The sequence below is a fragment of the Azospirillum sp. Marseille-Q6669 genome (assembly GCF_965111635.1).
The window spans coordinates 296,794-322,343 of record NZ_CBCOOP010000003.1 but is presented as its reverse complement, the minus strand read 5'-3'; the positions used below and the strand labels follow the sequence as shown (position 1 = coordinate 322,343).

28 protein-coding genes are annotated in these 25,550 nt (G+C 68.8%); 13 read left to right on the top strand and 15 right to left on the bottom strand.

The features are described 5' to 3' along the window. Positions 1-5: 5 nt before the first annotated feature. Entirely contained in the window at positions 6-599 is a 594-nt protein-coding gene (locus ACWPXE_RS18890; protein WP_454019008.1) for a uracil-DNA glycosylase, read from the bottom strand. Between the two features lie 101 nt (positions 600-700). Between ACWPXE_RS18890 and ACWPXE_RS18885 the strand changes: the two genes are divergently transcribed. Both ACWPXE_RS18885 and ACWPXE_RS18880 read left to right on the top strand, forming a co-directional pair. Beyond that, a complete protein-coding gene (locus tag ACWPXE_RS18885) occupies positions 701-1,102 on the top strand; it encodes a 4a-hydroxytetrahydrobiopterin dehydratase (protein ID WP_376996338.1) in 402 nt (133 codons plus the stop codon). 167 nt (positions 1,103-1,269) lie between these two features. Then, on the top strand, positions 1,270-2,454 hold the full coding sequence (locus tag ACWPXE_RS18880; RefSeq protein ID WP_454019007.1) for a glycosyltransferase family 4 protein: 1,185 nt from the start codon (positions 1,270-1,272) through the stop codon (positions 2,452-2,454). A gap of 3 nt (positions 2,455-2,457) precedes the next feature. Here the strand turns inward: ACWPXE_RS18880 and ACWPXE_RS18875 are convergent, their stop codons facing one another. The 11 genes from ACWPXE_RS18875 to ACWPXE_RS18825 all read right to left on the bottom strand — a co-directional run bounded on the left by ACWPXE_RS18875 (position 2,458) and on the right by ACWPXE_RS18825 (position 12,413). Next, positions 2,458-3,660 carry an aminotransferase class V-fold PLP-dependent enzyme gene (locus tag ACWPXE_RS18875; RefSeq protein WP_454019006.1) on the bottom strand — a complete coding sequence of 401 codons (1,203 nt, stop codon included), beginning with the start codon at positions 3,658-3,660 and terminating at the stop codon, positions 2,458-2,460. Beyond that, entirely contained in the window at positions 3,657-4,028 is a 372-nt protein-coding gene (locus ACWPXE_RS18870) for a cupin domain-containing protein (RefSeq protein ID WP_454019005.1), read from the bottom strand. The genes ACWPXE_RS18875 and ACWPXE_RS18870 overlap by 4 nt, the downstream gene beginning before the upstream one ends. Then, positions 4,025-5,023: an N-acetyl-D-Glu racemase DgcA gene (dgcA, locus tag ACWPXE_RS18865; RefSeq protein ID WP_454019004.1), complete on the bottom strand. Its 999-nt coding sequence runs from the start codon at positions 5,021-5,023 to the stop codon at positions 4,025-4,027. The genes ACWPXE_RS18870 and dgcA overlap by 4 nt, the downstream gene beginning before the upstream one ends. Before the next feature lie 79 nt (positions 5,024-5,102). Beyond that, positions 5,103-6,179: a methyl-accepting chemotaxis protein gene (locus ACWPXE_RS18860; RefSeq protein WP_454019003.1), complete on the bottom strand. Its 1,077-nt coding sequence runs from the start codon at positions 6,177-6,179 to the stop codon at positions 5,103-5,105. 429 nt (positions 6,180-6,608) lie between these two features. Continuing rightward, positions 6,609-7,919: a methyl-accepting chemotaxis protein gene (locus tag ACWPXE_RS18855; protein ID WP_454019002.1), complete on the bottom strand. Its 1,311-nt coding sequence runs from the start codon at positions 7,917-7,919 to the stop codon at positions 6,609-6,611. Next, positions 7,894-8,442, bottom strand: a complete 549-nt coding sequence (locus ACWPXE_RS18850) for a PAS domain-containing protein (RefSeq protein WP_094305923.1) — start codon at positions 8,440-8,442, stop codon at positions 7,894-7,896. The genes ACWPXE_RS18855 and ACWPXE_RS18850 overlap by 26 nt, the downstream gene beginning before the upstream one ends. Positions 8,443-8,676: 234 nt before the next feature. Next, positions 8,677-10,068 (bottom strand): CRTAC1 family protein, encoded by a 1,392-nt coding sequence (locus tag ACWPXE_RS18845; protein ID WP_454019001.1) that lies wholly within the window; start codon positions 10,066-10,068, stop codon positions 8,677-8,679. A 241-nt stretch (positions 10,069-10,309) separates the two neighbouring features. After that, on the bottom strand, positions 10,310-10,708 hold the full coding sequence (minE, locus tag ACWPXE_RS18840) for a cell division topological specificity factor MinE (RefSeq protein WP_454019000.1): 399 nt from the start codon (positions 10,706-10,708) through the stop codon (positions 10,310-10,312). Next, the gene (minD, locus tag ACWPXE_RS18835; protein WP_014239738.1) at positions 10,705-11,520 is read right to left on the bottom strand and encodes a septum site-determining protein MinD; all 816 of its coding nucleotides are present in this window, start codon (positions 11,518-11,520) and stop codon (positions 10,705-10,707) included. The genes minE and minD overlap by 4 nt, the downstream gene beginning before the upstream one ends. 141 nt (positions 11,521-11,661) lie before the next feature. Further along, complete coding sequence (minC, locus tag ACWPXE_RS18830; RefSeq protein WP_454018999.1) at positions 11,662-12,093, bottom strand: septum site-determining protein MinC; 432 nt, start codon at positions 12,091-12,093, stop codon at positions 11,662-11,664. A 5-nt stretch (positions 12,094-12,098) separates the two neighbouring features. Further along, positions 12,099-12,413: a hypothetical protein gene (locus tag ACWPXE_RS18825; protein ID WP_454018998.1), complete on the bottom strand. Its 315-nt coding sequence runs from the start codon at positions 12,411-12,413 to the stop codon at positions 12,099-12,101. Positions 12,414-13,165: 752 nt separating this feature from the next. Here ACWPXE_RS18825 and ACWPXE_RS18820 point away from each other — a divergent pair. The 11 genes from ACWPXE_RS18820 to ACWPXE_RS18770 all read left to right on the top strand — a co-directional run bounded on the left by ACWPXE_RS18820 (position 13,166) and on the right by ACWPXE_RS18770 (position 23,269). Continuing rightward, positions 13,166-13,903 (top strand): PhoH family protein, encoded by a 738-nt coding sequence (locus tag ACWPXE_RS18820; protein WP_454018997.1) that lies wholly within the window; start codon positions 13,166-13,168, stop codon positions 13,901-13,903. A 288-nt stretch (positions 13,904-14,191) separates the two neighbouring features. Then, the gene (locus ACWPXE_RS18815; RefSeq protein WP_454018996.1) at positions 14,192-16,336 is read left to right on the top strand and encodes a bacteriohemerythrin; all 2,145 of its coding nucleotides are present in this window, start codon (positions 14,192-14,194) and stop codon (positions 16,334-16,336) included. A 12-nt stretch (positions 16,337-16,348) separates the two neighbouring features. Continuing rightward, positions 16,349-16,609, top strand: a complete 261-nt coding sequence (locus ACWPXE_RS18810; protein ID WP_454018995.1) for a hypothetical protein — start codon at positions 16,349-16,351, stop codon at positions 16,607-16,609. Between the two features lie 72 nt (positions 16,610-16,681). Further along, a complete protein-coding gene (locus ACWPXE_RS18805; RefSeq protein ID WP_119507426.1) occupies positions 16,682-17,284 on the top strand; it encodes an SCO family protein in 603 nt (200 codons plus the stop codon). A gap of 176 nt (positions 17,285-17,460) precedes the next feature. Next, positions 17,461-17,823: an AtpZ/AtpI family protein gene (locus ACWPXE_RS18800; RefSeq protein ID WP_014239729.1), complete on the top strand. Its 363-nt coding sequence runs from the start codon at positions 17,461-17,463 to the stop codon at positions 17,821-17,823. A 12-nt stretch (positions 17,824-17,835) separates the two neighbouring features. Continuing rightward, the gene (locus tag ACWPXE_RS18795) at positions 17,836-18,579 is read left to right on the top strand and encodes a F0F1 ATP synthase subunit A (RefSeq protein ID WP_094305931.1); all 744 of its coding nucleotides are present in this window, start codon (positions 17,836-17,838) and stop codon (positions 18,577-18,579) included. A gap of 73 nt (positions 18,580-18,652) precedes the next feature. After that, positions 18,653-18,877, top strand: a complete 225-nt coding sequence (locus ACWPXE_RS18790) for an ATP synthase subunit C family protein (protein ID WP_014239727.1) — start codon at positions 18,653-18,655, stop codon at positions 18,875-18,877. 87 nt (positions 18,878-18,964) lie between these two features. Continuing rightward, positions 18,965-19,615, top strand: a complete 651-nt coding sequence (locus ACWPXE_RS18785; RefSeq protein WP_051140136.1) for a F0F1 ATP synthase subunit B family protein — start codon at positions 18,965-18,967, stop codon at positions 19,613-19,615. Then, positions 19,612-20,091: a F0F1 ATP synthase subunit B family protein gene (locus ACWPXE_RS18780; protein WP_172428638.1), complete on the top strand. Its 480-nt coding sequence runs from the start codon at positions 19,612-19,614 to the stop codon at positions 20,089-20,091. Before ACWPXE_RS18785 ends, ACWPXE_RS18780 begins: the two co-directional genes overlap by 4 nt. Positions 20,092-20,188: 97 nt before the next feature. Continuing rightward, entirely contained in the window at positions 20,189-20,992 is an 804-nt protein-coding gene (locus tag ACWPXE_RS18775) for a DODA-type extradiol aromatic ring-opening family dioxygenase (RefSeq protein WP_454018994.1), read from the top strand. A gap of 207 nt (positions 20,993-21,199) precedes the next feature. Next, positions 21,200-23,269 carry an ATP-binding protein gene (locus tag ACWPXE_RS18770; protein ID WP_454018993.1) on the top strand — a complete coding sequence of 690 codons (2,070 nt, stop codon included), beginning with the start codon at positions 21,200-21,202 and terminating at the stop codon, positions 23,267-23,269. A gap of 19 nt (positions 23,270-23,288) precedes the next feature. Here the strand turns inward: ACWPXE_RS18770 and ACWPXE_RS18765 are convergent, their stop codons facing one another. From ACWPXE_RS18765 to ACWPXE_RS18755, 3 genes are all read right to left on the bottom strand, one after another. Then, on the bottom strand, positions 23,289-23,987 hold the full coding sequence (locus ACWPXE_RS18765; protein ID WP_454018992.1) for a class II aldolase/adducin family protein: 699 nt from the start codon (positions 23,985-23,987) through the stop codon (positions 23,289-23,291). Between the two features lie 78 nt (positions 23,988-24,065). Further along, positions 24,066-25,070, bottom strand: coding sequence for a WD40 repeat domain-containing protein (locus ACWPXE_RS18760; RefSeq protein ID WP_454018991.1), 1,005 nt, complete (start codon positions 25,068-25,070; stop codon positions 24,066-24,068). A gap of 84 nt (positions 25,071-25,154) precedes the next feature. Then, positions 25,155-25,544: a hypothetical protein gene (locus ACWPXE_RS18755; protein ID WP_454018990.1), complete on the bottom strand. Its 390-nt coding sequence runs from the start codon at positions 25,542-25,544 to the stop codon at positions 25,155-25,157. Between the last annotated feature and the right edge of the window lie 6 nt (positions 25,545-25,550).

Genomic DNA, 25,550 nt, shown 5'->3' with positions numbered 1-25,550 from the left:
GGCGCTTAGGCCGACAGTCGTGAGGCGGCCAGCGTGATGTCGGCCAGGAAGGTGGGCTGCTCGGCGAGTTGGCCGCGCAGGATGTAGCTGGGATGGAAGGTCGCCACCACCTCCGCCCCCGGCACGAGGCGGCAGGGCTGGACCGTGCCGCGCAGCTGCATGATCCCGTTCAGCCCGGTCAGCGCCCACAGCGGCGTGCGGCCCAGCGCGACGATGACACGGGGGGCGAAGCCCTCCAGCGTTCGCTGCAGATGATCGATCTCGCCGGAGAAGTCCGCCAGCACCCAGTCGGAGGTGCCGAACGACCCCCAGCGCTCATCCAGCGCCCGCCCCTCCTTCTTCGCACGGGTGCGGGAGGCGAAGAAATGCCCCACCTTGTTGCCCGGCGGCTGGTAGCGGAAGACGTTGGCAACGAGGCATTCCGCCCGCTCCACCCCGGCCGCCTTCAGCGTCTCGTCGAGGAGCTGCCCGCTGCGCCCGACGAAGGGAACGCCCCGCCGGGCCTCCTCCGCCCCCGGCGCTTCCCCCACGATGGCGAGGCGCGGCCCGGCGGCGGTCTTCGTGGGCTGCTGGTAGTCGGCGAAGGGCAGGTCCGTCATGCGCGCGTCCCTTGCTGGTCGTGAGGCTTGCCGCCGCGAGGCTTCGGCCCCAGCATTGTTCGAAACGAGGAGTCCGAACCAACAACACCGGAGGGCACGAGATGGCGACACAACAGGAGCTGGCGGGAAAGAGCTGCGAACCCTGCCGCGGCGGCATCCCCCCAATGGATCGCGCGATGGCGGAAAATTATCTGGTGCAAGTGCCCGGCTGGTCGATCAGGCCGGACCCCGACCGGCTGGAGCGCGACTATCGATTCTCCAACTTCCGCGAGGCGCAGCACTTCGCGATGCGGGTCGGCGATCTGTGCGAAGCGGAAGGTCACCACGCCGAGATCCTCTACGGCTGGGGCCATTGCACCGTCACTTTCTGGACGCATAAGATCAAGGGCCTGCACGAGAACGACTTCATCATGGCCGCCAAGGTCGAGGGGCTGATGGACGAACCCTACGCCCCGGTGTCGGAGTCCATGGGCGACGTCTCCCCCACCGCGCGGCACGGTTGATTTTCTTGTCTCTCCTCTGTTTTTTCCCCTCTCCCCTCCGGGGAGAGGGTTAGGGTGAGGGGAGTGCGCTTTCGCGGGACTTCCCGCAAAGCGCACCCCCCTCACCCGGCCCTCCGGGCCACCCTCTCCCCGGAGGGGAGAGGGAAAATCAGCTTGAAGGACGAACCATGCCCACCGCCCAGCCCGCCGTCATCCAATGGGGACTGTCCAGCTACAGCGGCTGGGGCGTCAATGGGCTGCAACTGGCGCTCAGCTGGACGCGCAGCGGGCGGCTGGTGCCGGTCTGCTCACTGCCGCTGCGGTTGGAGGACATCGCGCTGTCCCCGCTGGAATGGCGGCGCATGAGCGGCTTCGTCCGCGAGTCCGAGGCGCTCTGCCAGCAGATCGCGCCCCATGGGGGGCAGGAGGTCAAGGTGTCGGTGCCGGTGCTGCGCGGGCTCGGCAACAACCTCGTCGGCAGCCGGTCGGTGGAGGGCGTGACCCTGCAAGGCCTGCCCACCGTCGGCGTCTGCTATCTGGAAGACAGCGCCATCGACGCGGAGGGCCGGGCGCGGGCGAAGCAATGCTCGGCCATCGTCGCCGGGTCCAGCTTCGTCGAGCGGGTGCTGACCGGCGCCGGCATCGGGCCAGTGCGGACGGTGCTGCAAGGCGTCGATCCCACGCACTTCCACCCAGCGCCCAAGATCGGCTGGTTCAAGGACCGCTTCGTGGTCTTCTCCGGCGGCAAGCCAGAGTTCCGCAAGGGGCAGGACCTCGCCCTGCTCGGCTTCCGCGCCTTCGCCGAGCGCCATCCGGAGGCGCTGCTGCTGACGGCGTGGCACAACCCCTGGCCGGAAAGCGCCCGCTCGATGGAGGCCAACCCCGCCGTGGCGCCGGTGTGCTTCCACGAGGACGGGCAGTTCGACGGGGCGGGCTGGGCGGTCGCCAACGGGTTGCGCGCCGATCAGGTGATGGACCTCGGCCCGGTGCCCAACACCGACATGGCCCGCATCCTGCGCGAGGTCGATGTCGGCCTGTTCCCCAACCGCGGCGAGGGCGGGACCAACCTCGTCGCCATGGAAGCGATGGCCTGCGGCGTGCCCGCCATCCTGTCGGCCAACACCGGGCATCTCGACCTGATCGGGGCGGACCGCTGCGTCCCGCTGACCCGGCAGGGCACCGTCCAGGCCTCCTTCGGCACCGAGGGCTGGGGCGAAAGCGACGTGGAGGAGATCGTCGCGGCGCTGGAAGGGCTGTGGGCCGACCGCGACCGCGCCGCGGCCACCGGGCGGGCGGGTGCCGCCTTCCTGGCCGGGCTGACCTGGGACCGCTACGCGGAAGGTGTGGCCGACGTCGTGGAGTCGGTGCTGTAGAGCCTACAGCGCTTTCACCGCCGCCAGAAGCCGCTCCACCTCCGCCTCGTCGTTGTAATAATGGGGAGAGGCGCGGATGACCTCGGTCAGCCCGCGGGCCTCCATGTCGAAGGGGGTCGAGGGCGCGGAGGACACCGACAGGTTGATCCCCTGGCCGCGCAGAGCGGCCTTGATCGCCCGCGGGTCATGGCCATCCACCGTGAAGGTGACGATGGCGCAGCGTTCCGCCCCGAGATCGCGCACCGTCACGCCGGGAAGCGCGTCCAGACCGTGCCGCAGCCTGTCCGCCAGCGCGAAGGCGCGGTCGCGGATCGCCTCCAGCCCCCAGGACAGCGCGTAGTCCACCGCCACCCCCAAACCAAGCCGGGCGGCGGTGTTGCTCTCCCACAGCTCGAAGCGGCGGGCGTCGGGGCGCATGGTGTAGCGGTCCGGCCCGGCCAGCGCGCCGCCGCTGTGGTCGAGCGTGTACGGCTCGATGCGGTCGAGCCACTCCTTGCGGACATAGAGGAAGCCGGTGCCCCGCGGCGCGCGCAGGAACTTGCGCCCGGTCGCCGACAGGAAGTCGCAGCCCAGCGCCTCGACGTCCACCGGCATCTGCCCGACCGTCTGGCAGGCGTCGAGCAGATAGGGAATGCCGTGCCGCCGCGCTACCCGCCCAATGGCGGCCGCCGGGTTGACCAGCCCGCCGTTGGTCGGAATGTGGGTGATGGCGATCAGCCGAACCGGCCCCTTCCCCGGCTCCCCGATCATCGCCTCCAGCGCCGCGACGGAGGTCTGGCCGGTCTCGTCGCTGGGGATCACCTCGACCACCACGCCGGTACGCCGGGAGGCTTGCAGGAAGGGGATCAGGTTGGCGGCGTATTCGGCGCGCGCCGTCAGGATGCGGTCGCCGGACCGGAAGCCCTCCCCCGGCAAGGCGGCCAGCGCGTTGAAGGCCATGCCCCAGGCCGCCGTCGCGCTCTCCGTCAGGGCCACCTCCGCGCGCGAGCAGGCGAGCAGGCGGGCCACGGAGTCGTAGACGCCCTCCAGCCGGTCGTCGGCCCGCTCCGCCGCCTCGTAGCCCCCGATGGTGGCCTCCAACGTCAGATGCGCGGTCACGGCGTCCAGCACCGGCTGAGGCGCCAGGGCAGCCCCGGCGTTGTTGAAATGGGCGACGTGCCGGGTCCCCGGAGTCTCCGCGCGCGCATGCACGACGTCGATGGTCATTCGTCCATTCCTTCAGTCATTCCATCCGGTTCGCCAATGTGGACGGCCAGCCAGACGGTCGGGGCGTCGGGATCGGTCCAAGCCACGCGGTGGCGCCGCCGGGCGGGGATCATCACCCAATCGCCGGGGCCGAGCGCACGTTCCGCCTCGCCCTCAAGCTGCAAGCGGGCGCCGCCCTGGACGACGAGCACGAACTCGTCCCAGTCCTGATCGTACCAGAAGCCGTCCGGCGATGTCTGACCGGTGGACAGGATGCGCTCGATGCGCACCGTCCCGGATGATGCCGTTTCCGACAATGTCGTGAAAAGCTCGTCCGGTAAGGAACCAGACGGCAGACCCGCCAGCAGATTGCCGGCCGGGACGCTCATCCCCAAAGTTCGGGGGCCGGCGGGCACAGCGTGCCGCCGTCGTAATGCAGGGCCGGCGTGCGGTCCTCGGCCAGCAGCAGCGGCCCGTCGAGATCGACGTAGCGCGCCCCCTGGGCCAGCAGGACCGCCGGCGCCATGGCGAGCGAGGTGGCGACCATGCAGCCGACCATGATGTCGAAGCCGGCCTCCTGCGCCGCCTGCTTCAGCAGCAGCGCCTCGGTCAGGCCACCGGTCTTGTCCAGCTTGATGTTCACCACCCGGTAAATGCCCTTCAGCCGGTCGAGCGAGTCCAGCCCATGGCAGGACTCGTCGGCGCCCAGCGGCACCGGGCAGTCGATGCCGCGCAACGCCTCGTCCTCGCCGGCGGGCAGCGGCTGCTCGATCAACTCCACCCCCAGTTCGGCCAGCACCGGGGCGAAGCGGTGGAGCATCTCCAGCGTCCAGGCCTCGTTGGCGTCGACGATCAGACGGGTGGCCGGGGCGGCCTCGCGCACCGCGCGCACGCGATCGAGGTCGCCCTCCCCGGTCAGCTTCATCTTCAGCAGCGGATGGTCCGCCGCCCGCGCCTTGGCGGAGGCGGCCATCGCCGCGGGTTCGTCCACGCTCAGCGTGTAGCAGGTGGTCAGCTTCTTCGGCGCGTCGGGCAAGCCGGCGAGCCGCCAGGCCGGTTTGCTCGCCTGTTTGGCCTCCAGGTCCCACAGCGCGCAGTCCAGCGCGTTGCGCGCGGCCCCCGGCGGCAGGAGGGTGCGCAGCCGCTCGCGGTCCAGCCCATCCGCCACCGCCCCGGCCAGGGACTCCAGCGTCTTGACCGTCTCGTCCAGCGACTCCCCGTAGCGGGCGTAGGGCACGCACTCCCCACGCCCCCGCTTGCAGGATTCGACCACCTCGGCGACCACGACCTCGGCCTCGGTCTTGGCGCCGCGCGATATGCGGAAGGTCCCCGCGATGGGGAAGGTATCGCGGCGGACGTAAAGACGGCGGGCAGTGGACGACATGAAACTCTCCAGCAACGCGGCGGACCCGAAGTGTAAGCAAACCCGCCGCGATGACCAGAGCAGGGTGCGAATGCCAGCCTTACCCGTGAAGCCCGGCCCCATTGACGCCCGTCTGCTGCTGGCGCGGGTCCGGGTCCTGCACGATCACCCCGTACCAGCCCAGTCCCTTGTAGGTCTCGTAGCCCGGCGTCAGGGCGTAGCCGTAGGTGCGCCCGGCCGCGTCGGCGTAATGGCCCATGCTCTCACCGCTGCGGCGGAGTTGGACGGTCTCGCTGAGGATACCGCGCCCGTCGGACGAGGCGATCACCCGGTGCCGTGCGTCCAGCAGAAGGCAGCGCGAACGCGAGCGTTCCTCGTCCTCCAGCCGGACGCCCTGGACGACGGCGGCGGCCTGCGGTTCCCAATCGAAGAAGATGCCCAGCACACCGATCGGGTCGCCGTCCGCCTCGCCGCCGCGCCGGATCGCGGTGGCGTAGGTGGCGACCACCCGGTCCTCCAGACGGCCGTTGCGCGCCACGTCGCCCACCGTGAACTCGCCGCCGTTGCGCGTGGCCAGCGCCTGGCGGAACCACCCCTCGTCCCCCACGCGGGCGCCCTGGGCGCCGGGGTAGCGGCCGGGACGGCCGGTGGCGATCACCTCCCCCTTCAGGTCGGCAATCCACAGGTCGAGATAGACGGTGTAGGATTCCAGGATGACGCTCAGCCGGTGTGAGGCGTGCTGGCGGTTCACCTCGGTCGGGTCGGCGGCGCAGTCCACCACCGCGCTGTCGGTCGCCCACCAGCGCACATCGCAGGACCGCTCGTACAGGTTACGATCGATGATCTCGATCATGTTCAGCGACAGATCGGCCAGACGCCGCCCGTGCATCTCCTGCACCATGGCGCTGCCGGTGGTGGTCAGGTGATCGACGCGCGAGACGATCTCCGACCGCAGCTCCTTGGTGATGGTGTTCACCTGCTTGGAAATCTCGGAGACTTCGTTCGCCACCACCGCGAACCCGCGCCCGGCGTCGCCGGCCCGCGACGCCTCGATCAGGGCGTTCATCGCCAGCATCTTGGTGCGGCGGGTGATGTCTTCGATCAAAGACACCTTCCGGGAGGCGACATCGAGGACGCCTCGGGAAAGCTCGAACAGTTCGTTTCCGGCCACACTCATCCCGAACACCTCTGTGAGTTTGGGTGGGATATCTTTTTAGACGTCCAACCATCAAACGCTGTGCCAAACGCCTTTTCAGAACCATCGGGACGCGCAAAGCCGCGGAACGCCTGTGTTTGCGGGCGGCGCTCCGGGTTCGGCTTCAACGTTCTTGAGATGTCAGTTTCGAAATTGTGATGAATTCGGCGTCATATTGGAGTCCGAACAATCACACGCGGCACCGTCTTCGCTGCGCCACACCCGACGCATCGCGTGCGCCGCAACAAAAGCAACGGTTTCTCCTAAAAAATGAGGCAAAAGGTCGCACACACCCTGCCCGCCGCTGCGACGCTGCTTAGCATGCAAGCAAATGACGGCCTGCTAATCAATGCCCGGTTTTTGAGCAAGCGCAACTTTCAGGCAAAACAGCCCAGGTTGCACAAAATCGTGTCAGGCGACCTTGTGCATCTCGTCCAAGAAAAGCTGCACCTCACGGGTCAGCCGGTCGGCTTGAACACTCATCCGCTCCGACGCGGCGAAGACCTCGTGGGCGGTGCCGCTGGTGCGCTCGGCGGCGGTGGTGACGTCCTGGATGTCCTCGGTGACGGCGCGGGTGCCGGCGGCGGCCTGATCCATGTTGCTGACGATCGAGCGGATCGCCGAGCCCTGCTGCCCGATGCCCGCGGCGATGCCGCCAGCGATCTGGTTGATGTCCTGGATGGTGTGGCCGATGCCGACGATGGAAGCCACCGCCACGTCCGTGGAGGACTGGATGCCGGCGATCTGCCCGGCGATGTCGCCAGTGGCCTTGGCGGTCTGGTCGGCCAGCCGCTTGACCTCCTGCGCCACCACGGCGAAGCCCTTGCCCGCCTCACCCGCACGGGCGGCCTCGATGGTGGCGTTGAGCGCCAGCAGATTGGTCTGGCTGGCGATGTCGTTGATCAGAGTGACCACCTCGCCCACCGTCTTGGCGGCCCCCGACAGCTCGGCGATCAGCGCGTTGGAGCGCTCGGCCTCGCCCGCCGCGTTGGCGGCAACCTTGGCGACCTCCTCCACCTGCCGGGCGATCTCCCGGATCGACGCCGACAGCTCCTCCGTCGCCACGGCGACGCTGCCGACCGAGGAGCCGGTCTGCGACGCGGCGGCGGCGACCGAGGACGCCTTGCCGGTGGCGGTCTGGGCGTCGGTCTCCATGGTGCGGGCCGACATCTCCAGTTGGTGGGCGGTGCCGGACACCTGTTCGCAGACCGCGCGGATCTGCGTCTCGAAGCGGTCGGTCACCCCGGCGAAGCCCTTCACCTTGACGGCGATGGCGTCGGTGGCGGTGTTGATGGTGCGCGACGCGTGCAGGAAGTTGCCCTGCATGCCCTTCAGCACGATCCGCCGGAAATACTTGTTGGCCGACACGTAGCTCATCGAGGCGGTGGCCTCGCGGATGAAGGCGTCGGTGCGGTCGATCGAGTCGTTCAGGGCGTGCATCAGCTCGCCGAGGTCGCCCTTCTCCCGCACATTGACGACCCGCGCCTCGAAATCGCCGCGCGACACCGCCTGACAGACGGCCACCGCCTGCCCCACCGCGACGCGGGCGCGCACCATGCACAGCATGACACCGACCAGCGCGGCCAGCGCCGCGGCCCCGATCCCGATGCGCAGCGGGGCACCGCCGACGTCCAGCGAGTCGGTCACCAACAGCGCTGCGACGAGCAGCGCGGCGACCGCCCCCAGCGCGAACGCCTTAGAGAGAGAAGACGAATTCGTCATACCCGATCCCCTTCTCCGTCAGCAGCCCGACAACGGTGGCAAAGGCCTCGTTCATGCCCTGCTTGCGGTCTTCGTGGCGGTTTTCGATGTCCAGAAGCGTGCGGTAGAGCGGCACCACCTTGTCGATGGCACCGCGGTCCGGAACCCGGCGCGACGAGTGGTAGCCGACGAGCCGACCGTTGACGTCGTAGCTGGGGGTGACGTGAGCGAAGACCCAGTAATGGTCGCCGTTGCGCGCCCGGTTCACGACGTAGGCGAAGATCTCCTGTCCCGCCCCCAGCGTGTCCCAAAGCAGTTTGAACACGCAACGCGGCATGTCCGGATGGCGGACGATGGAATGCGGGGCGCCCATCAGCTCCGCCTCGCTGTAGCCGGCCACGCGCTGGAACACGCGGTTGGCGTAGGTGATCCGGCCCTTCAGGTCGGTCTTGGAAACGATGACCTCGTCGGCGTCGAAGAACCGCTCGACCCCGGTCAGCGTCCGGTCGCGGGGGCCGGGACTGAGAACAGCGCTGTGTGCCATGTGCCTGCGGTCGCGGGCCGAGAGCCCGGCGCCCCCTTATTGGTTCGCGGTCGGTTACAGGGCGTACATCTCCCCATCCGCGCGTTCCCGTCGGGCACTGGCGGACGCCGCAAAATAAAGACCATGCAGGTTATACAAAAGATTAAATTTGTTGCCGGACGGAAATATGATTCAGCTCAACCGTCCGCCCGACATCGCTCAACCGTTGACTGGACGCAACAATGTGGCGTCGCCTCACTCCGGCGGATAGGGAACGGTCAGCAGCCGGCCGATGGGCGGGTTCTCGACGATGGCCGTCATGCCGTCCGGCCAGCGCACCTCCAGCCGCTCCACCGCGCGGGCGCTGCCCAGCCCGAAATGGGCCACCGGCTCCATCTGGCAGAGATAGCCCGACCCCGCGCAGACGGACCGCACCTGCCGACGCCCATTGGCCATGCAGGTGACCACGGCGCCGCGCGCCGGCGCGCCGTAGGGGGTCAACGGCAGCACGCGCAGCCACCCGTTGTGGTTCGCCGCCGTTCGGTACAGCGACAGGGGCTGCGGCGATCCGCCGCCATGCCCGCCGCCCACCCCATTTCCATGAGCGACCAGCAGTTCCAGCCGTCCGTCGCCGTCGATGTCGGCCACAGCGGCCCCGGTCCCCAACCCCTTGGGTTCCAGCGCGTCGCCGATTTCGATGGCCTGCCAGCGCTCATCGCGCCAGCCGAACAGGCGGTTGGGCTCGCCGTGCAGGTTGAAGAACAGCTCTTCATAGCCGTCGTTGTCGAAATCAGCGGCGATCACGCTGGACACCCGGCCCGGAAAGGACATTTCGGGATCGGCCTCGTCCACGAAGCCGCCGCCGGAGCGCTGGACGAACAGGCGCTGCGGTCCCTCCCAGGCGCCGACCAGCAGGCCGAACCCGCCGTAGCCCGGCCCGTCCACCGCGGCCACCGCCCGCCCCGCAAAGCGCGAATCGGCGACCCCCCGCTCCTCGGCGATCTCCTCGTAGGTGCCGTCGCCCAGGTTCCGGAACAGGAAGTTCGGCCCGCCCTCGTTGCAGGCGAACAAATCGACGCGGTCGGACAGGAACGGCAGGGCGAGCAGCCCGCGCCCGGCGCCGATCAGGTCGATGCCCGCGTCCTCCGCCGCGTCCTCCAGCCGCCCGCGCCGGCTGAGTTCGAACAGGCGGAAGGGGCCGCCGTCCGCCGCCACGACGAAGCCGTAGCGGCCATGGCCATGCCGGTCCATGGCGACCACCGACCGCCCGGCGACACGGTTCGCCATGCCGGCGTTCTCCGGCTGGGCCAGCAGGTCGAGCCAGTGCTTGCCGAAGCAGGCGAACAGCCGGTCGCCCATCTCCTTCGGTCCGCTCGCCCGGTCGGAGTTCAGAACGTACAGTTCCTCCCGCCCGTCGCCGTCCACGTCGGCGGCGGCGATGGCGACCGCGCAACCCGAGGCGTCGGCGAGCAGCGGCCCGGCGATGTCCACCAGCCGGGAGCCGTCCCATTTGAGGATGAGGTTGTTGGTGGCGTAGCCCGTGACCACCACTTCGAATGCCCCGTCACCGTCGACGTCGGTCACGGTGATGCCGTTGGACAGGCGCGGCTGGTTGCCGTCGATCAGCCGCGAGCATTCGAAGAACATCGGCCGCCACTCCCTCACTGCCGCGACACGGCCCGGTGAGGGTTTGGCCCGCGAAGGCCGGTCCCTGACGGGCTCTAATCCGTTGATACCTCTTCGAACGGCTGAGGTAAACCCGCACGGAAGTCCAGCCCGCCAGGGAACTGCGGCCTATGACCGCGCAGGAAGCGTCCCGAAGGGCATGAAAAATCCCGCCGCAGCGGGCTGGCTGCGGCGGGATCGGTTCTCCGGGCGCACGGGACGCTCAGCGGCGCTTCTTGACGCCGCCGTTGGTCAGGGAGCCGCCGGCGGCCAGCTTGACCGCATCGGACTCGTCGCCGTCCTTGGCCGCGACCGGACGATTCCCGGCCACCGCCAGCTTGGCGCTTTCCTTCAGCGCCTTGGCGGCCGCCTCGCGGGCCGGCAGCTCGATGTTCAGCTCCAGCGTCGAGCAGTCGCCGCCGCGGTCCAGCTTCACCTCGACCTTGTTCTGGTCGATGTCGATGTACTTGGCGATGACCGCCAGCAGCTCCTGCTGGAGCATCGGCAGATAGTCCGGCCCGGTCCGCCCGGCGCGCTCATGCGCCATGACGATCTGGAGCCGCTCCTTGGCCTGGACCGCCGACGCGCGCGGGGCGGAGCGGAAAAAGCTGAAGATGCTCATGCGGACCTCCGGAGGAGGCGGCTGAACAGGCCCTTCTTCTGGGGCGTGACGAAACGGTGCTCGACGTCCTCGCCCAGGAAGCGGGAGACCGAGTCCAGATAGGCCTGGCCGGCGTTGGACGCCTCGTCGAGGATGACCGGCATGCCGACGTTGGAGGCGCGCAGCACGGCCTGGCTCTCCGGGATCACGCCGAGCAGCGGGATCGCCAGGATCTCTAGCACGTCGTCGACCTTCAGCATCTCGCCGCGCTCCACCCGCTCCGGGTCGTAGCGGGTGAGGAGAAGCTGCTGGGTCACCGGCTCCAGCCCCTGCTCCGCCCGGCGCGAGCGGGAGGCCAGCACGCCGAGGATGCGGTCGCTGTCGCGGACCGAGGAGACTTCCGGGTTGGTCACGATCACCGCATGGTCGGCGAAGTACAGCGCCATCAGCGCGCCCCGCTCGATGCCCGCCGGGCTGTCGCAGACGATGTAGTCGAAGTCCTTGGAGAGTTCGTTCAGAACCTTCTCCACGCCTTCGCGGGTCAGGGCGTCCTTGTCGCGGGTCTGCGAGGTCGGCAGGATCGACAGGTTGTCGATGCGCTTGTCCTTGATCAGCGCCTGGCTCAGCTTCGCTTCACCGTTGATCACGTTGATGAAGTCGAACACCACGCGCCGCTCGCAGCCCATGATGAGGTCGAGGTTGCGCAGCCCGACGTCGAAATCGATGACGACCGTCTTGAAGCCGCGCAAGGCGAGTCCGGTCGCGAAAGCGGCGGAGGAGGTCGTCTTGCCGACGCCGCCCTTGCCGGAAGTCATGACGATGATCTTGCCCAACGGAGCTTCTCCCACGTTCCTAAATGTTGCCGCCAAGGTCCGGTTACCGGGTTACGCAGATCGGGGCCTGTGCCGGGCACGCTTTGCGTGACACCGTCCTCGCACAGAGGGCCGTTCGACAGAAAGCGCTCAAAAGCGTCATCACTGGGGCTCCATGTGAAGGTAGCCGTCGCGCAGGAAGATCTGCACCGGCTTCTTCAGCACGTCGTTCCCGAAATCCTCGCTGACGCGGTACAGTCCGGCCACCGAGACGACCTCGGCTTCCAGGCTGTGACAGAAGATTCGCGCGTTGGTGTCGCCGGACACGCCGGCCAGCGCCCGGCCGCGCAGAGCGCCGTAGACGTGGATGTTGCCGTCGGCCACCACCTCCGCGCCGGGGGACACCGGGGCGGTGATGACCAGATCCGTCTTCTCGGCGTAGATCTGCTGACCGGAGCGCACCGGCTCGGTCACCAGCAGCGCCGGGCGGTAGACCGGCTCGGGCGGCGGAGCCGGAATGGGGGCGGCGCCGGCCTGCGGATCGGCGGCGGGGGGGGCTGCGGACTCCAGCTTGGCGGCCCGCCCGGCGGGCATCGGGGTCAGCCCGGCGGCGAGCGCCCCTCGTGGACCGCGCGCGGCCCGCCCCGGAAGCCGACCGGCAGCAGGTAGAGCGCGCGCAGGTTGGTCACCAGGGCGGCGATGTCGAAGCGCGGAGTGTCCTCCGTCAGCTCCTCGAAATCGAGGACGACGGGGGCGTTGCGGAAGAAATTGGGCGCCTGCCGAACCTTGACGGCGAGTTGGGTGAAAAAGTCCGGCGACGCCGGATCATTCACCTTCAGCACCATCATGGTGAAGGAATTGCCCCGCAACTGGAACGGACCGTCCCGATCGGCACCCTGCCTGGCGCTGCTCACCGCTGCCATCCTGCTTGTGTTCCTGCCGAATCCGTGTCGTCCGCATGTCTGGGGCCATCGGCCAGGCACCAGGGCGGAAGGGTCAACCACCCGGGTTCTAGCGGCGCAGGCCCCATCCGTTCAAGCCTTTCCCAGCGCCGATGGAGTGACAACCACCGGACACACGCGCCTTGGGCCGGAACAGGGGGTCCCCGTCCGGGCTGGAGGTCCATGTGTTGCGTCAGCGGAAGGTCTCACTACAAAGTATGGTAATGGAACTGGATTCGTCGGGCAAAGGGTTTTGCAGGGATATGCCCTTTTCGCGCTGCGGCATCTTTCCCCCTCCACAGCGCCCGCAAAGATGGTTTGCAAGACCTCAACACACCATCTTGGTCGTGACGATGGCGGGTTCCCTCCGCCTCTGGCGGTAGTCCGTCGCCGTCGCGCCTCCACCTGCGGCTCACCCACAACATCTTGTGTGAATCTTTTGCGATGCCCGCAATTTCGCCTGACGTTCGCCGTCGCTCGCCCTATGTTTGTGGTGTGAGGTTCCTATTCTGACGAAGAGGTTCCGCTTGCATCCTGCTTCGTTCACGAGCGTCCGAATGTCGCCGGCACCCCATCACGGGCGTAGCCGACGGGACGCACGCCTCGCACCGGCAAGCCAGACTCCGGCCACCCTGTTGCACAGCAACATCGACGACCTCCCCCTTGCGGGAGGTTTTTTTGTGCCCGGAGCCGCCCGCCCACCAACGTGACGTTAGGAGAGCGATATGGCCAGACGCCAGAGCAAAGGCAGCGCCGTTTCAGCGTCCGAGTCGACGGTCCACCCACTGTTCCCCGCCGCCGGCTGGGACCCCGTGGGCGGCGCCGACCGCCGCGACCAGAGCTATCTCCGCAAGGTCAAGCCCCAGAGCCCCAACCAGAAGAGGCTGCTGGAGGCAATCAAGGACCATAACCTCGTTGTGGCGCTCGGCCCCGCCGGCACCGGCAAAACCTATCTGGCGATCTCCTCCGCGGTGGAGGCGCTGGAGGAGGGCAAGGTCGACCGCATCGTGCTGTCCCGCCCGGCCATCGAGGCCGGTGAGAGCATCGGCTATCTGCCGGGCGATATGCACGAGAAGATGGCCCCCTTCCTGCGCCCGCTCTACGACGCGCTGAGCGAACGGCTGGGCGCCAAGCGCCTGCGCGCCCTGATGGCCGACGGCACCATCGAGATCGCGCCCGTCGGCTTCATGCGCGGTCGCACCCTGAACAACGCCTTCGTGGTGATCGACGAGGCGCAGAACTGCACCTACGCCCAGGTCAAGATGCTGCTGACCCGGCTGGGTTGGCACTCCACCATGGTCCTGACCGGCGACCCCGACCAGACGGATCTCTTGGACAACCTGTCAGGCCTGGCCGACATCGCGCGCCGGCTGGAGGCGGTGGAGGGCATCGCCGTCGTCCGCCTGAGCGACACCGACATCGTCCGCCACCCTCTGGTCGCCAGCATGCTGACCGTGCTCTGAAGCCGTCGGCAAACGAACGGCGTCGACGCGCAACCACCCTTCCGGTACGCAACTGCGGGAGGCCTTCGGGCCTCCCCTTTCTTTTTCACGGCCCCACGAACTTTCTCTTCCAAACTTCTGGACGGCGGCCCGCGACGTTTTCTCACCCTGGGTTGATCCGCCTTGACGACGATCAGGCCCCCGGAGCAAAAGTAACAAAAAATTTAGCAGAATTTCCGGACGGTCACCGCTCCGTCCGGGACCGGCGCCGATGTGCCGGACATAAGGAAGATTCCGGAGGAACGTCAGGTGTTCGAGCGCATCAGCATCAAGGGTAAGATCTCCGTCATCCTGGGCGTCGCGGCCGTCGGCCTCGCGCTGATCTCCGCCGTCAGCCTGTTCGGCCTGCGCGCCGAGATGATGAAGGACCGCCAGGACAAGACCCGCAGCGTGGTGGAGGTCGCGCACAGCCTCGTCGCCCATTACGAGGCGATGGAGCGCAAGGGCACGCTGACCCGCGACGCCGCCCAGGCAGCGGCCAAGGACGCGCTGCGCCGGCTGCGCTACGCCGGTTCGGAGTATTTCTTCGTCATCGACCGCGCGCAGCGCATGATCATGCACCCCATCCGCCCGGAGATGGACGGGCAGGACCAGTCGCGCACCGCCGATCCGAACGGCAAGCTGCTGTTCGTCGAGATGACCCGCGTCGGCGTCGCGGCGGAGGGCGGCTTCGTCGATTACCTGTGGCCGAAGCCGGGCCAGGCGGAGCCGGTGCCGAAGATCTCCTATGTGCGCGGGTTCGAACCCTGGGGCTGGCTGATCGGTTCGGGCATCTATGTGGACGACGTGGCCGCCGCCTTCCGCGAGGCCGCCCTGTTCCTCGGCGGGCTGGGGCTGCTGATCGCCCTCGCGGCGACGGGCATCGCCCTGCTGGTCAGCCGGGCCATCGTCGGCCCGCTGCACGCCATGACCGGAGTGATGCAGACTCTTGCCGGCGGCGACACGGCGGTGACGGTGTCCGGCACGCAGCGCGGCGACGAGATCGGCGTCATGGCCCGCACCCTGGACATCTTCCGCAGCAACCAGATCGACCTGCAGCGCCACTGGGAGCGCCAGCAGGTGGAGCACCGGGTGACCGGGCAGCGCGCCCGCGCCCTGGAACGGCTGACCGAGCGGTTCGACGCCACGGTTTCCGCCATGGTCGGTGCGGTCGGACAGGCGGTGCAGGCGCTGGAGAACACGGCGCGCTCGCTGTCCGACACCGCCGACCGCAACATGCGCGAGGCGGCCTCGGTCGCCGGGGCGTCGCAGCAGGCGTCGGTGAACGTGCAGACCGTCGCTGCCGCCGCCGAGGAGCTGAGCAGCGCCATTGCCGAGATCGGCACCCAGGTCGCCACCTCCTCGCACATCTCGCTGGAGGCGGTGACCGCCTCCCGCCAAGCCAGCGAGCGCATCGACGGGCTGGGCCACGCCGCTCAGAAGATCAACGAGGTCGCCGACCTCATCACCAGCATCGCCAGCCAGACCAACCTGCTGGCGCTCAACGCCACCATCGAGGCGGCGCGGGCCGGCGAGATGGGCAAGGGCTTCGCCGTGGTGGCGGGCGAAGTGAAGAACCTCGCCGGCCAGACCGCCAAGGCGACGGAGGAGATCGCCGCCCAGATCAGCGAGGTGCAGCAGGCGTCCCACGGTGCCGTCACCGCCATCCGCGAGATCGCCGGGATCATCGCCCGCAGCGACGAGATCGGCACCTCCATCGCCGCCGCGGTCCAGCAGCAGGGTGCGGCGACCGGCGAGATCGCCCGCAGCGCCGGGGAGGCGGCCCAGGGCACGCGGCAGGTCTCCACCAGCATCGACGAGGTTTCGGCCTCCGCCCTGGAGACGGAGAAGGCCGCCAACAGCCTGCTCGACGCCGCGGAGAGCCTGGCGCAGCAGGCCGGGTCCCTGCGCGCTCTGGTCGACGCCTTCCTGGTCAATGTGGAGGCGATCAACAGCGCGGAGTTGGTCACCCTCTTCGCCCCCGCCGGCGAGGAGGTCTTCATGCCCTGGAACGACACGCTGGCCGTCGGCCAGGAGGACATCGACAACGACCACATGATCCTGGTCGCGCTGATCAACCGGGCGGCGCGGCGCATCCGGGGCGGCGAAGTGCCGCAGGCCATCGGGGCGGCCATCGACCAGCTCGTCGCCTATACGGTTCTGCATTTCGAAGAGGAGGAGCGGGTGATGCAGCGCTCGGGCTATCCAGACTTCGTGCAGCACAAGGCGCAGCACGACGCACTGCGCAAGCGCGTGGCCGAACTGAAGCAGCGCTTCGCGGCCGGGGAGGCGCGGGTCGGCGACGATCTGCTGGCGCTGTTCCGCGACTGGCTGACCGGCCACATCCAACGCTTCGACAAGCGCATCGGCAACCATCTGGCCCGGCCGGACGCACCCGCGCGCAAGGCCGCGTGAGGAGCGTCCGGCATGGCGGAGTTTCTGAGCGACCTGTTCATCGGCGCCCTTCCAAAGCTGACCGCCGCGCTGCTGGCCTGGGCTCTCATCAGCTTCGTTGTCTGGAAGCCCCGCCTGACCTGGATGCTCCTCGCCCTGCTGCCGGGCGGCATCGCCACCGTCGCGGTCTACGCCGCGACCGGCACGGTGAGCGGCACCGCGCTCGCCCTGATCGTCCTGACCATCGCGCCGGCGGCGCTGGCGCTACGCTGGGCCGCGCGGCGCCTCTGGTGAGCGCGCGAAGCTCCCGCCTTGGGCAGATTGTCCTCTTGACCTGGACCGTGCGCCGCCCCATTCCAGTCGGTCATGAAAGCCCGACTCATCCGCATCGCCGCCGCCTCCGTCGTGGGGCTCGTGATCGCCGCCGGCATCGCCTGGTGGCAGGTCGACAACGCCTCCAGCACGGTGCAGAGCAGCGTGCCCATCGGCGGCCCCTTCACCCTGACCGACCAGGACGGGAAGACGGTCACCGACGCCGACTATCGCGGCAAGTACCTGCTGATCTACTTCGGCTACACCTATTGCCCCGACGTCTGCCCGACGGAGCTGGGCACGATGGCCCGCGCCATGGATCTGCTGGGCGTGCAGGCGGACAAGGTGCAACCGATGTTCATCTCGGTCGACCCGGAGCGCGACACGGTGGCGCATCTGAAGGACTATGTCGGGCTGTTCCACCCCAATCTGGTCGGGCTGACCGGCACGCCGGAGCAGGTCAAGGCGGCGGCCAAGGCCTACCGGGTCTATTACGCCAAGGCGCCGCAGGAGGGCGGAAAACCGGAGGATTATTTGATGGATCACTCCAGTTTTCTTTACCTGATGGGTCCCGACGGGCGCTTCCTCGGAGTGTATCCGGCGGGCACCACCGCCGACCGCGTGGCCCAGGATCTGGGCACCCGCATTGCCGGCTGACGGAAAACATGAGCGGAGCCGCGCCCTTTGACCCGGTAATACCAAGGTTTCGGCGCGGTTTTGTTGGGTTTTCAAGCACTTGTATTAAGGGTTTTGCGACTTGACAGGGTTGTGCCCTGTCCGTATGGTCTCGCCGCTTTCGCGTGGCTGCGAGACAACGGGGACAACGAAGCGACATGAGCGACGAAAAGCCCCCGCCGTCTCTGGCAGAGCTTGACGCCCGACTGAAGAAGGCGCGTGAAGGGAAGGAATCGCAGAGCGGTCCGGGGAAATATCACCGGCTGCCGCAGAGTCCTCTCGGCATCGCCTTTCGAATCGGGACTGAGCTGGTCGCTGCCATGATCGTTGGCGTCGGTGGCGGGCTTCTGCTCGACCGCTGGCTCGGAACGGCGCCCTGGGGATTGATCGTCATGTTCTTCCTCGGCGCGGCGGCCGGAATTCTGAATGTCTACCGGGCCATCACCGGGCTCGGATTAGCCCCCGGCTACCGCCGGGCCCGTGAGGATGACAACGAGCGCCCCAACGGCGACGCACACTGAGCGAGGACGACCTTGGATCCGCTGCACCAGTTCCAGATCAACCCGATCCTCCAGATCGTGATCGCCGGGTATGACGTGTCCTTCACGAACTCGGCCTTCTTCATGGTCGTGGCGGTCGCGCTGATTTACGCGCTGCTCGTCTTCGGCATGTCTGGCCGCGCCCTGGTTCCGGGCCGCCTGCAGTCCCTGGCCGAGATCTTCTACGAATTCGTCGCGAACATGGTTCGGGACAACGCCGGGCACGATGCCCGCCCGTACTTCCCGTTCGTCTTCGCGATCTTCATGTTCGTGCTGTTCGGCAACCTCGTCGGCATGATCCCGTTCACCTTCACCTTCACCAGCCACATCATCGTGACCTTCACGCTGGCGGCGACGGTGTTCGTGTTCGTGACCGTCCTGGCCCTGATGAAGCACGGCCTGCATTTCTTCAGCTTCTTCATGCCGCACGGCGCGCCGGTGGCGCTCGCCCCGATCCTCATCCCGATCGAGGTGATCTCCTACCTGATGCGTCCCGTCAGCCTGTCGATCCGACTGTTCGCCAACATGATGGCCGGTCACACCATGCTGAAGGTGTTCGCGGGCTTCACGGTTATGATGATCAGCGGCCTGGGCGCCGTCGGCTTCCTCGCCGGCCTCGTCCCGCTGGCCATCAACATCGCGCTGACCGGCTTCGAGTTCCTGGTCGCGTTCCTGCAAGCCTACGTCTTCTCGATCCTGACCTGCCTGTACATCCGCGACGCGCTGGAACTGCACTGAGCCCCAGCGCCGACCCGGATCACCTCGTTACCTTTTCCACCACAGTTCACCCTTACCTAGAGGAATGAGTACCATGGAAGCTGAAGCCGCCAAGTACGTCGGTGCCGGTCTGGCCGTTATCGCCCTCGCCGGCGTCGGCCTGGGTATCGGCAACATCTTCTCGACCCTGATCGGTTCGATCGCCCGCAACCCGGCCGTCCAGCCGAAGGTCTTCCCGATCGGCATTCTGGGCTTCGCGCTGACGGAAGCCGTCGCGCTGTTCGCCCTGCTGATCGCCTTCCTGATCCTGTTCGCCTAAGGCCAGAGCGAACTTTCAATTTCGCTCTGACGCGGCGCCGGGCTCTCGAAGTTTCGGCGCCGCATTCTTGCCTAGGGGGACCGATCCATGCCGAACCTGTTGGCCAAGCGACGGCTGGTCCGCTGGTCGGGTGCTGCGGGCGCCTCGCTCGCCACTCTGACCGTGCTTGCCGGTAACGTCCTGGCGGCGACGGCGGAGCACGCGCCGGAAGCCGCCCATGGCGGCGAGCATGCCGCCGGCGGCCTGCCGCAGCTCAATCCCGCCACCTTCCCCACCCAGATCTTCTGGCTGGCGCTGACCTTCATCACCCTCTACTACCTCCTGTCCAAGAAAGCGCTGCCGCGCGTGGCCGAGGTTCTGGAGGAGCGCCAGGAGCGCATTTCGCGCGACCTGAGCAAGGCCGCTTCGCTCAAGGAAGAGGCCGAGGCCGCCATGGCCCAGGTCGATCAGTCCCTCGCCGGGGCCCGTTCCGAAGCCCAGGCCCTGATCGCCCAGGTCGCCGCCGAGATCGACGCGAACAACCACGCCCGTCAGGCCCAGTTGAACGCCGAGAACGCCGAGCGTCTGCGCAGCGCCGAGGCGAACATCGCCGCGGCCAAGGAGCAGGCGATCGCCAACGTCCGCTCCATCTCCGCCGACATCGCCCGTGACGTCGCCGGCCGTCTGGCCGGGCTGAACGTCGACGCGGCCCAGGCCGATGCGGCGGTCGCCGCCGTGATCGAGGAGCGCCGGTCATGAACACGCCTGAAATGTGGGTCGCCATCGCCTTCATCATCTTCGCCGCCCTGGTGTGGAAGAAGGCGTCCGGCGCGATCACCGGCCTTCTCGACGCCCGCGCCGAGAAGATCCGGGCGGAACTGGACGAGGCCCAGCGCCTGCGTGAAGACGCCCAGGCGCTGCTCGCCAACTACCAGCGCCGTCAGCGCGACGCGCTGAAGGAGGCCGAGGCCATCATCGCCCACGCCCGCGAGGAGGCCGACCGCCTCCGCTCGCAGGCCGGCGCCGATCTCGAGGCCTCGCTGAAGCGCCGCGAGGCCCAGGCCATGGACCGCATCGCCCAGGCGGAAGCCGGGGCGCTGGCCGAGGTCCGTAACCTGACCGTCGACATCGCCATGGACGCCAGCCGTCGCATCCTGGAAACCGGCATCCAGCCGGCCCAGGCGGACAAGTTGATCGACCAGTCGATCGCCGAGCTGCCGAAGCACCTGCACTGAGATCGTTGCTCCACCGGCAACGGTCTTTCGAAAAACCCCGGCCTAGGCGCCGGGGTTTTTCTTTGGTCGAATGGTCCGGCAACCCGGAGCCCATTCCATGACCACGACCCAGCCGGCCACCGCCCTGCCCTCTTCCGCCTTCCCCAGCGTCTTCGTCTCGCACGGCGCCCCCACCCTCATCATCGAGGATTCGCCGGGCCGCCATTTCCTGGCCGGTCTGGGCACGCGGCTGGGCCGCCCGAGCGCGGTGATCGCGGTGTCGGCCCACTGGACGACCCAGACCCCGGCGATCAGCGGGGCGGCCCGGCCGGACACCATCCACGACTTCTACGGCTTTCCCCGCGCCCTCTACGCGATGCGCTACACGGCCCCCGGCGCTCCGGCACTCGCCGACCGCGTACGGGCGCTGACCGGCGCCGCGGTGGACCCCGGCCAGGGACTCGACCACGGCGCCTGGGTGCCGCTGATGCTGATGTATCCGGAGGCCGACATCCCGGTCGCCCAACTGTCCGTCCAGCCCGGCGCCACCGCCGCCGACCACATCGCGCTGGGCCGCGCCCTGGCGCCCCTGCGGAAAGAGGGCGTGCTGATCCTGGGCAGCGGCGGCGCCGTCCACAATCTCGGCGATTTCCGCTTCGGCGAGCGCGACGTGGCCGGCTGGGCGGAGGACTTCGCCGGCTGGCTTGACGGGGTGCTGACGGCGGGCGACGAGGCGTCCCTGGCCGGCTGGAAGACGCTTTGCCCGCAGGCCACGGCGGCGCACCCCACCGACGAGCATTTCCTGCCCCTGCCCATGGCCTTCGGCGCCGCCGGAAGCGCGGTGCGGACGGAGCGGCTTCACACCGGGTTCGAGCATGGCAGCATCGGCATGCAAGCCTACGCCTTCCATGGCACGATCTGAGACAAAGCCAGAGATGTTCAAAGAGGGGATGTTTAAAGGGGGCTGAACCTTACGCACTTGTCTGTTTGCGCCGTTGCCTCGCCAAGCTACAATCCGCGCCACCCGTCCGTGCACACGGAGGGGTTTCTGACAACGTCGGGCTTTTCCCGCCCGCAACCTTCGGCCGGATCTCGTGGCTTACGAACGACAGCGCGTACGGGACGTGGCGTGAAGCGGAACGGAACCCTGCCCCGGTCCGGCGACGCCCTCCCCCTCGGTGCCCCGGCCCGCCCCGCGCGCTCCCTTCCGGGGCTCGGTCTTCTGCGCCGCCTGGACGAGCTGACGCTCGCCGCGCGCGTCGGGCTGGGCTTCGGCGTGATTCTCGCCCTGGTCCTTCTGCTGGCGCTGATCGGCGTGGCCTCGCTCTACGGGGTCAGCCGCGAGGTCGGTACCTTCTCCGGCTACGCCGACGCCTCCCAGACCGCCGCCGACCTGGACATCGGGCTGCGCGACCTGGAGGTCTCGGTCCGCGACCATCTAGCCGAGGGCGACCAGCAGAGCCTGCTCGACGCCGGGTTGCGCCGCGACGGCCTGCTTGAGCGGCTGACCGCCCTGGCCGGAATGGTGCAGGACGACGCCGACCGCCGCTCGGTGGAGAGCGCGCGCAAGGCGCTGGACGCCTACTGGAGCGGCTTCGAGGCGCTGGTCGCCCTGCGCGGCGAGCGCGCTCGGCTGACCGAGTCGGTGTTGGAACCCCAGATCTCCCAGATCCGCGCCGGGCTGGGCCGGTTGAAGGACGCGGGTGGCGTCGATTCGGCGGCGCTGGCCGGCGACGCGACCGTCGCCATCCTGATGATGCAGGACCATCTCGGCCGTTACGTGGCGCGTCGCGACGACCGCGACTCGCTGCGCATGCGCGCCGAACTGGGCAACGCCCGCGCCAAGCTGGCGGAGATGAACCGCTATCTCTGGGTCCCCGGCACCCGCCAGACCATCGACGAGGTGGAGGCGGCGCTGGCCGGCATCGACGGGGTGCTCAACGGCATCGAGGCCTCCCTGGTCGACGAGGACGGGCTGCGCGCCGAGCGGCTGACGCCCAACGCCGCCGTCGTCGCCGCCCAGGCGGCGGAAATCCGCCAGCGCAACGACGCCGTGGCGGCGGCGCTGCGCGGCAGTCTGGCCGACCAGTCCTGGCGCACGGTGCGCATCGCCCTGTGGGCGGCGCTGGGGGTGACGCTGGCGGGGCTGGCGATGGTCTGGTTCGTCAACCGCCGGGTCGCCCGTCCGGTCGCCGGCATGGCCGCCGCGGTGACCTCGCTCGCCGCCGGGCGGACCGACATCGCCCTGCCGCCGGACGAGGGGGCGGACGAGGTGGCCGCCATGGCCCGCGCCGTCCGCGTCCTGCGCGACAACACGGCGGAGATCGAGCGCCAGCGCCAGGAGGCCGCCGACCGGCACGGCCAGATCCTGCGCGAGAAGGAGCGCGCCGACGCCGCCAACGAGGCGAAGACCCATTTCCTGGTCAACATCGGGCAGGAGCTTCACGCCCCGCTCAACGAGATCGTCGCCTCCAGCCAGTCGCTGATGGGCGAGCTGCACCGCCTGGGTGCCGGGGAACTGGCGACCGACATCGAGCAGATCCAATGGACCAGCGAGCAGATGCTGACGCTGGTCGACGCCATCCTCGACTACGCCCGGATCGAGGCCGGCAACATGGACGTCGTGCTTCAGGATTTCGACGTGCACCGTCTGCTGATCGAAGCGCGGGAGCGGACGCTGCCGGCCGCCGACCTCAACGGCAACGAGGTGACGCTCCAGGCGGAGGCCGCAGCGCTCGGCCAGATGTATTCGGATTTCGGCAAGGTCCGGCAGGCGCTTCTGAACCTGCTGGACAACGCTTGCAAGTTCACCCAGGGCGGCGCCGTCCGGATGGCCGCCGAGCGGGTCGAGCGTGATGGCGAGCCCTGGCTGCGCTTCACCGTGACCGACAGCGGCAGCGGCTTCGCCACCAGCCAGACCGCCCGGCTGTTCCAGCCCTTCGTCCAGGGCGGCAGCGGCGTCAAGCGGCGCGGTGCCGGACTCGGCCTGACCCTGGTCGGCCATTACGCCGCCATGCTCGGCGGCGACATCGAGGTGGCGAGCGAGCCCGGGCATGGCACCCGCGTCACGGTGGCCCTGCCCGCCTACTACCAGCCCCCGGCGGAGGAACGCCCGCTCCAGGTCGGCACCGCCGGTGCGGCCAAGCGCCCTCTGGTCACCGTCGCCCCCCTGCGCCCCGTCGCCCAGCTGGCCTCCTGACGTCGGGAGCCGTTGGCCGTCAGGCCTCGCGCGGGCGGGCGGTATCCTCCGGCGCGGCCCCCTCGACGGGCGGCAGGCCGTACTTCATGCGGCGCATCTTCTCGGCGACGCGCGCGATCTCCTCGGGCGGCAGGATGACCGGCTCGCCCAGCAGATGGGCGTGGAGATACTGGCGGGCCAGCGTCTCCACCTCCACCGCCAGCGCCAGCGCGCCTTTCAGCGTCTTGCCGAGCACAATCATGCCGTGGTTGGCCAGCAGGCAGGCCAGCCGCCCCTCCAGCGCCGTCACGGCGTGGTCGGACAGCTCCTGCGTCCCGAAGGTGGCGTAGGGCGCGCAGCGGATCGAATCGCCGCCGGCCAGAGCCACCATGTAATGGAAGCTGGGAATGCCCCGGCCATGGACGGCCAGCGCCGTCGCGAAGGTCGAATGGGCGTGCAGCACCACATCCACGTCGGGCCGCGCCTTCAGGATGTCGCGATGGAAGCGCCACTCCGACGAAGGCCGCCGCCGGCCCACATAGGTCCCGTCGAAGCCCATCTCGACAATGTCCTCGGGCGCCGTCTCGTCATAAGGCAGGCTGCTCGGCGTGATCAGGAAGCCGCCCTCCACCCGCACCGACAGGTTGCCCGACGAGCCCTGGTTGATGCCAGCCCCGTTCATGGCGAGGCAGGTGTCGATGATGGCGCGGCGCGGCACCGGGTGGGACAGGCTGCTCATGGGCGGCGGTCTCGCTTGTGGAACGGACGGTAGGCGAACGGGCCATGGGCGTGCCCATCCTGTCAAGGACGGTCGGGGTCAGGGACGGTCGGCGTCCGCCTTGCTCATCAGGTCCCAATGGCGGACCACCGCGTCGTAGCCGGCGGACAGGGCGCCCTGCCCGTCCGGGGTGAAGGCGACCGCCAGGACCGGCTTCTCATGGCCACGGAAGGAGGCGAGTTGCCGCCCGGTGGCGATGTCCCACAGCCGGACGCGCCGGTCGCCGCCCCCGCCGGACAGCAGGGTCCTGCCATCGGGAGAGACGGCGACGGAGGTGACGAAGCCGGTGTGCCCATAGAGCGTGCGCAGCAGCGTTCCGGCCTCCAGGTCCCACAGCCGCACCGTCTCGTCGCTGGACGCCGTGGCGGCCAGTCGCCCGTCGGGGGACAGGGCCAAACCGTAGACGCTGCCCTCATGCCCTTCCAGCACCGCCTTCTCCCGACCGGTCGCGGCGTCCCAGACGCGGATCTGGAAGTCGTAGCCGGCGGAGACCAGCCGCCCGCCGTCCGGGGTGTAAGCCACGGCGTTTACGTTGGCGCCATGCCCCTCCAGCACCCGCAGCGCGGCGTCGCTCTCCGGGTCCCAGACGCGGATGGCAAAGTCCCAGCCCGCGGAGGCGAAGCGGCGGCCGTCCGGCGCCACCGCCAAACCCGCCACGGTGCCGGTGTGGCCTTCGAAACGGCGCAGCGACCGTCCATTTTCCAGGTCCCAGAGGATGATGGCGGCGTCGCGGCTGCCGGTCAGGGCCTGCTTGCCGTCCGGCAGGAAGGCCACGGCGGTGACGCCGGCGGCGTGCTCGTGAAAGGAGGCAATTTGGGAGCCGGAGGCGAGGTCCCAGAGGATGGCCGAATAGTCCCAGCTTCCCGTCAGGGCGCGGGTGCCGTCGGGCGACATGGCGACGGCGTTGACCATGGCGCCATGGCCGATCAGGTCCGCGGCACGGGACAACAGGGGTGCGGTCAGGACAGGCGCGGTCGCGGCCAGCGCGAGAAGCCGGCGGCGGGTGTGGCTCGGCGGGTTCCCCGGATGACACCCTCTGCCCATGCCCGAACCGCCTCCTGAAAAGGAAAAGACCGGCAGCCTTGCAGCCACCGGTCAGGGGGTAACAGGTATTAGCGCCGGTTGTCTTCAGCGCCAAGTGTGCCCGCGGGCGACCGCGGGGTTGTTGGAGGTCCGGTTCGGCTCGTAGCTGCCGCCCTGGGGCAGGCTGTAGCCAGCCGCGTGGTGGCGGAAGGGCGGAAGCGCGAGACCGGTCGCCGCATCGACGGTCAGGGTGTTGACCATGAAGGCGGCGTTGCCGGCGGTCCCCGGCATCATGGCGGCGACCTTGTAGACGGCGGTGCCGTCCTCCAGCGCCGCCTCGGTCACGCGCAGGACCTGCACGTTGTAGGTCTGCTCGACGATCCGTTTCACCTCGTCCGCCGACTTGGCCGCCGGAGAGGCCGGGACGGAGGTTTGTGCGGCGGCCGGAGCGGCGAGCGCCCCGGCCAGCAGCAGGCCGATCAGGAAGGAACGCATGGATGG

Coding starts and splice junctions, on each gene's coding strand:
- ACWPXE_RS18850 (WP_094305923.1), bottom strand. CDS start 8,442: ATGGCACACAGCGCTGTTCTCAGTCCCGGCCCCCGCGACCGGACGCTG.
- ACWPXE_RS18760 (WP_454018991.1), bottom strand. CDS start 25,070: ATGGGCAGAGGGTGTCATCCGGGGAACCCGCCGAGCCACACCCGCCGC.
- minC (WP_454018999.1), bottom strand. CDS start 12,093: ATGCCCGCCGGGCGGGCCGCCAAGCTGGAGTCCGCAGCCCCCCCCGCC.
- ACWPXE_RS18870 (WP_454019005.1), bottom strand. CDS start 4,028: ATGAGCGTCCCGGCCGGCAATCTGCTGGCGGGTCTGCCGTCTGGTTCC.
- ACWPXE_RS18820 (WP_454018997.1), top strand. CDS start 13,166: ATGGCCAGACGCCAGAGCAAAGGCAGCGCCGTTTCAGCGTCCGAGTCG.
- ACWPXE_RS18890 (WP_454019008.1), bottom strand. CDS start 599: ATGACGGACCTGCCCTTCGCCGACTACCAGCAGCCCACGAAGACCGCC.
- ACWPXE_RS18780 (WP_172428638.1), top strand. CDS start 19,612: ATGAACACGCCTGAAATGTGGGTCGCCATCGCCTTCATCATCTTCGCC.
- ACWPXE_RS18855 (WP_454019002.1), bottom strand. CDS start 7,919: ATGACGAATTCGTCTTCTCTCTCTAAGGCGTTCGCGCTGGGGGCGGTC.
- ACWPXE_RS18785 (WP_051140136.1), top strand. CDS start 18,965: ATGCCGAACCTGTTGGCCAAGCGACGGCTGGTCCGCTGGTCGGGTGCT.
- ACWPXE_RS18755 (WP_454018990.1), bottom strand. CDS start 25,544: ATGCGTTCCTTCCTGATCGGCCTGCTGCTGGCCGGGGCGCTCGCCGCT.
- ACWPXE_RS18800 (WP_014239729.1), top strand. CDS start 17,461: ATGAGCGACGAAAAGCCCCCGCCGTCTCTGGCAGAGCTTGACGCCCGA.
- ACWPXE_RS18880 (WP_454019007.1), top strand. CDS start 1,270: ATGCCCACCGCCCAGCCCGCCGTCATCCAATGGGGACTGTCCAGCTAC.
- ACWPXE_RS18775 (WP_454018994.1), top strand. CDS start 20,189: ATGACCACGACCCAGCCGGCCACCGCCCTGCCCTCTTCCGCCTTCCCC.
- ACWPXE_RS18885 (WP_376996338.1), top strand. CDS start 701: ATGGCGACACAACAGGAGCTGGCGGGAAAGAGCTGCGAACCCTGCCGC.
- ACWPXE_RS18810 (WP_454018995.1), top strand. CDS start 16,349: ATGGCGGAGTTTCTGAGCGACCTGTTCATCGGCGCCCTTCCAAAGCTG.
- ACWPXE_RS18790 (WP_014239727.1), top strand. CDS start 18,653: ATGGAAGCTGAAGCCGCCAAGTACGTCGGTGCCGGTCTGGCCGTTATC.
- ACWPXE_RS18765 (WP_454018992.1), bottom strand. CDS start 23,987: ATGAGCAGCCTGTCCCACCCGGTGCCGCGCCGCGCCATCATCGACACC.
- ACWPXE_RS18860 (WP_454019003.1), bottom strand. CDS start 6,179: ATGAGTGTGGCCGGAAACGAACTGTTCGAGCTTTCCCGAGGCGTCCTC.
- ACWPXE_RS18845 (WP_454019001.1), bottom strand. CDS start 10,068: ATGTTCTTCGAATGCTCGCGGCTGATCGACGGCAACCAGCCGCGCCTG.
- ACWPXE_RS18875 (WP_454019006.1), bottom strand. CDS start 3,660: ATGACCATCGACGTCGTGCATGCGCGCGCGGAGACTCCGGGGACCCGG.
- dgcA (WP_454019004.1), bottom strand. CDS start 5,023: ATGTCGTCCACTGCCCGCCGTCTTTACGTCCGCCGCGATACCTTCCCC.
- ACWPXE_RS18805 (WP_119507426.1), top strand. CDS start 16,682: ATGAAAGCCCGACTCATCCGCATCGCCGCCGCCTCCGTCGTGGGGCTC.
- minE (WP_454019000.1), bottom strand. CDS start 10,708: ATGAGCATCTTCAGCTTTTTCCGCTCCGCCCCGCGCGCGTCGGCGGTC.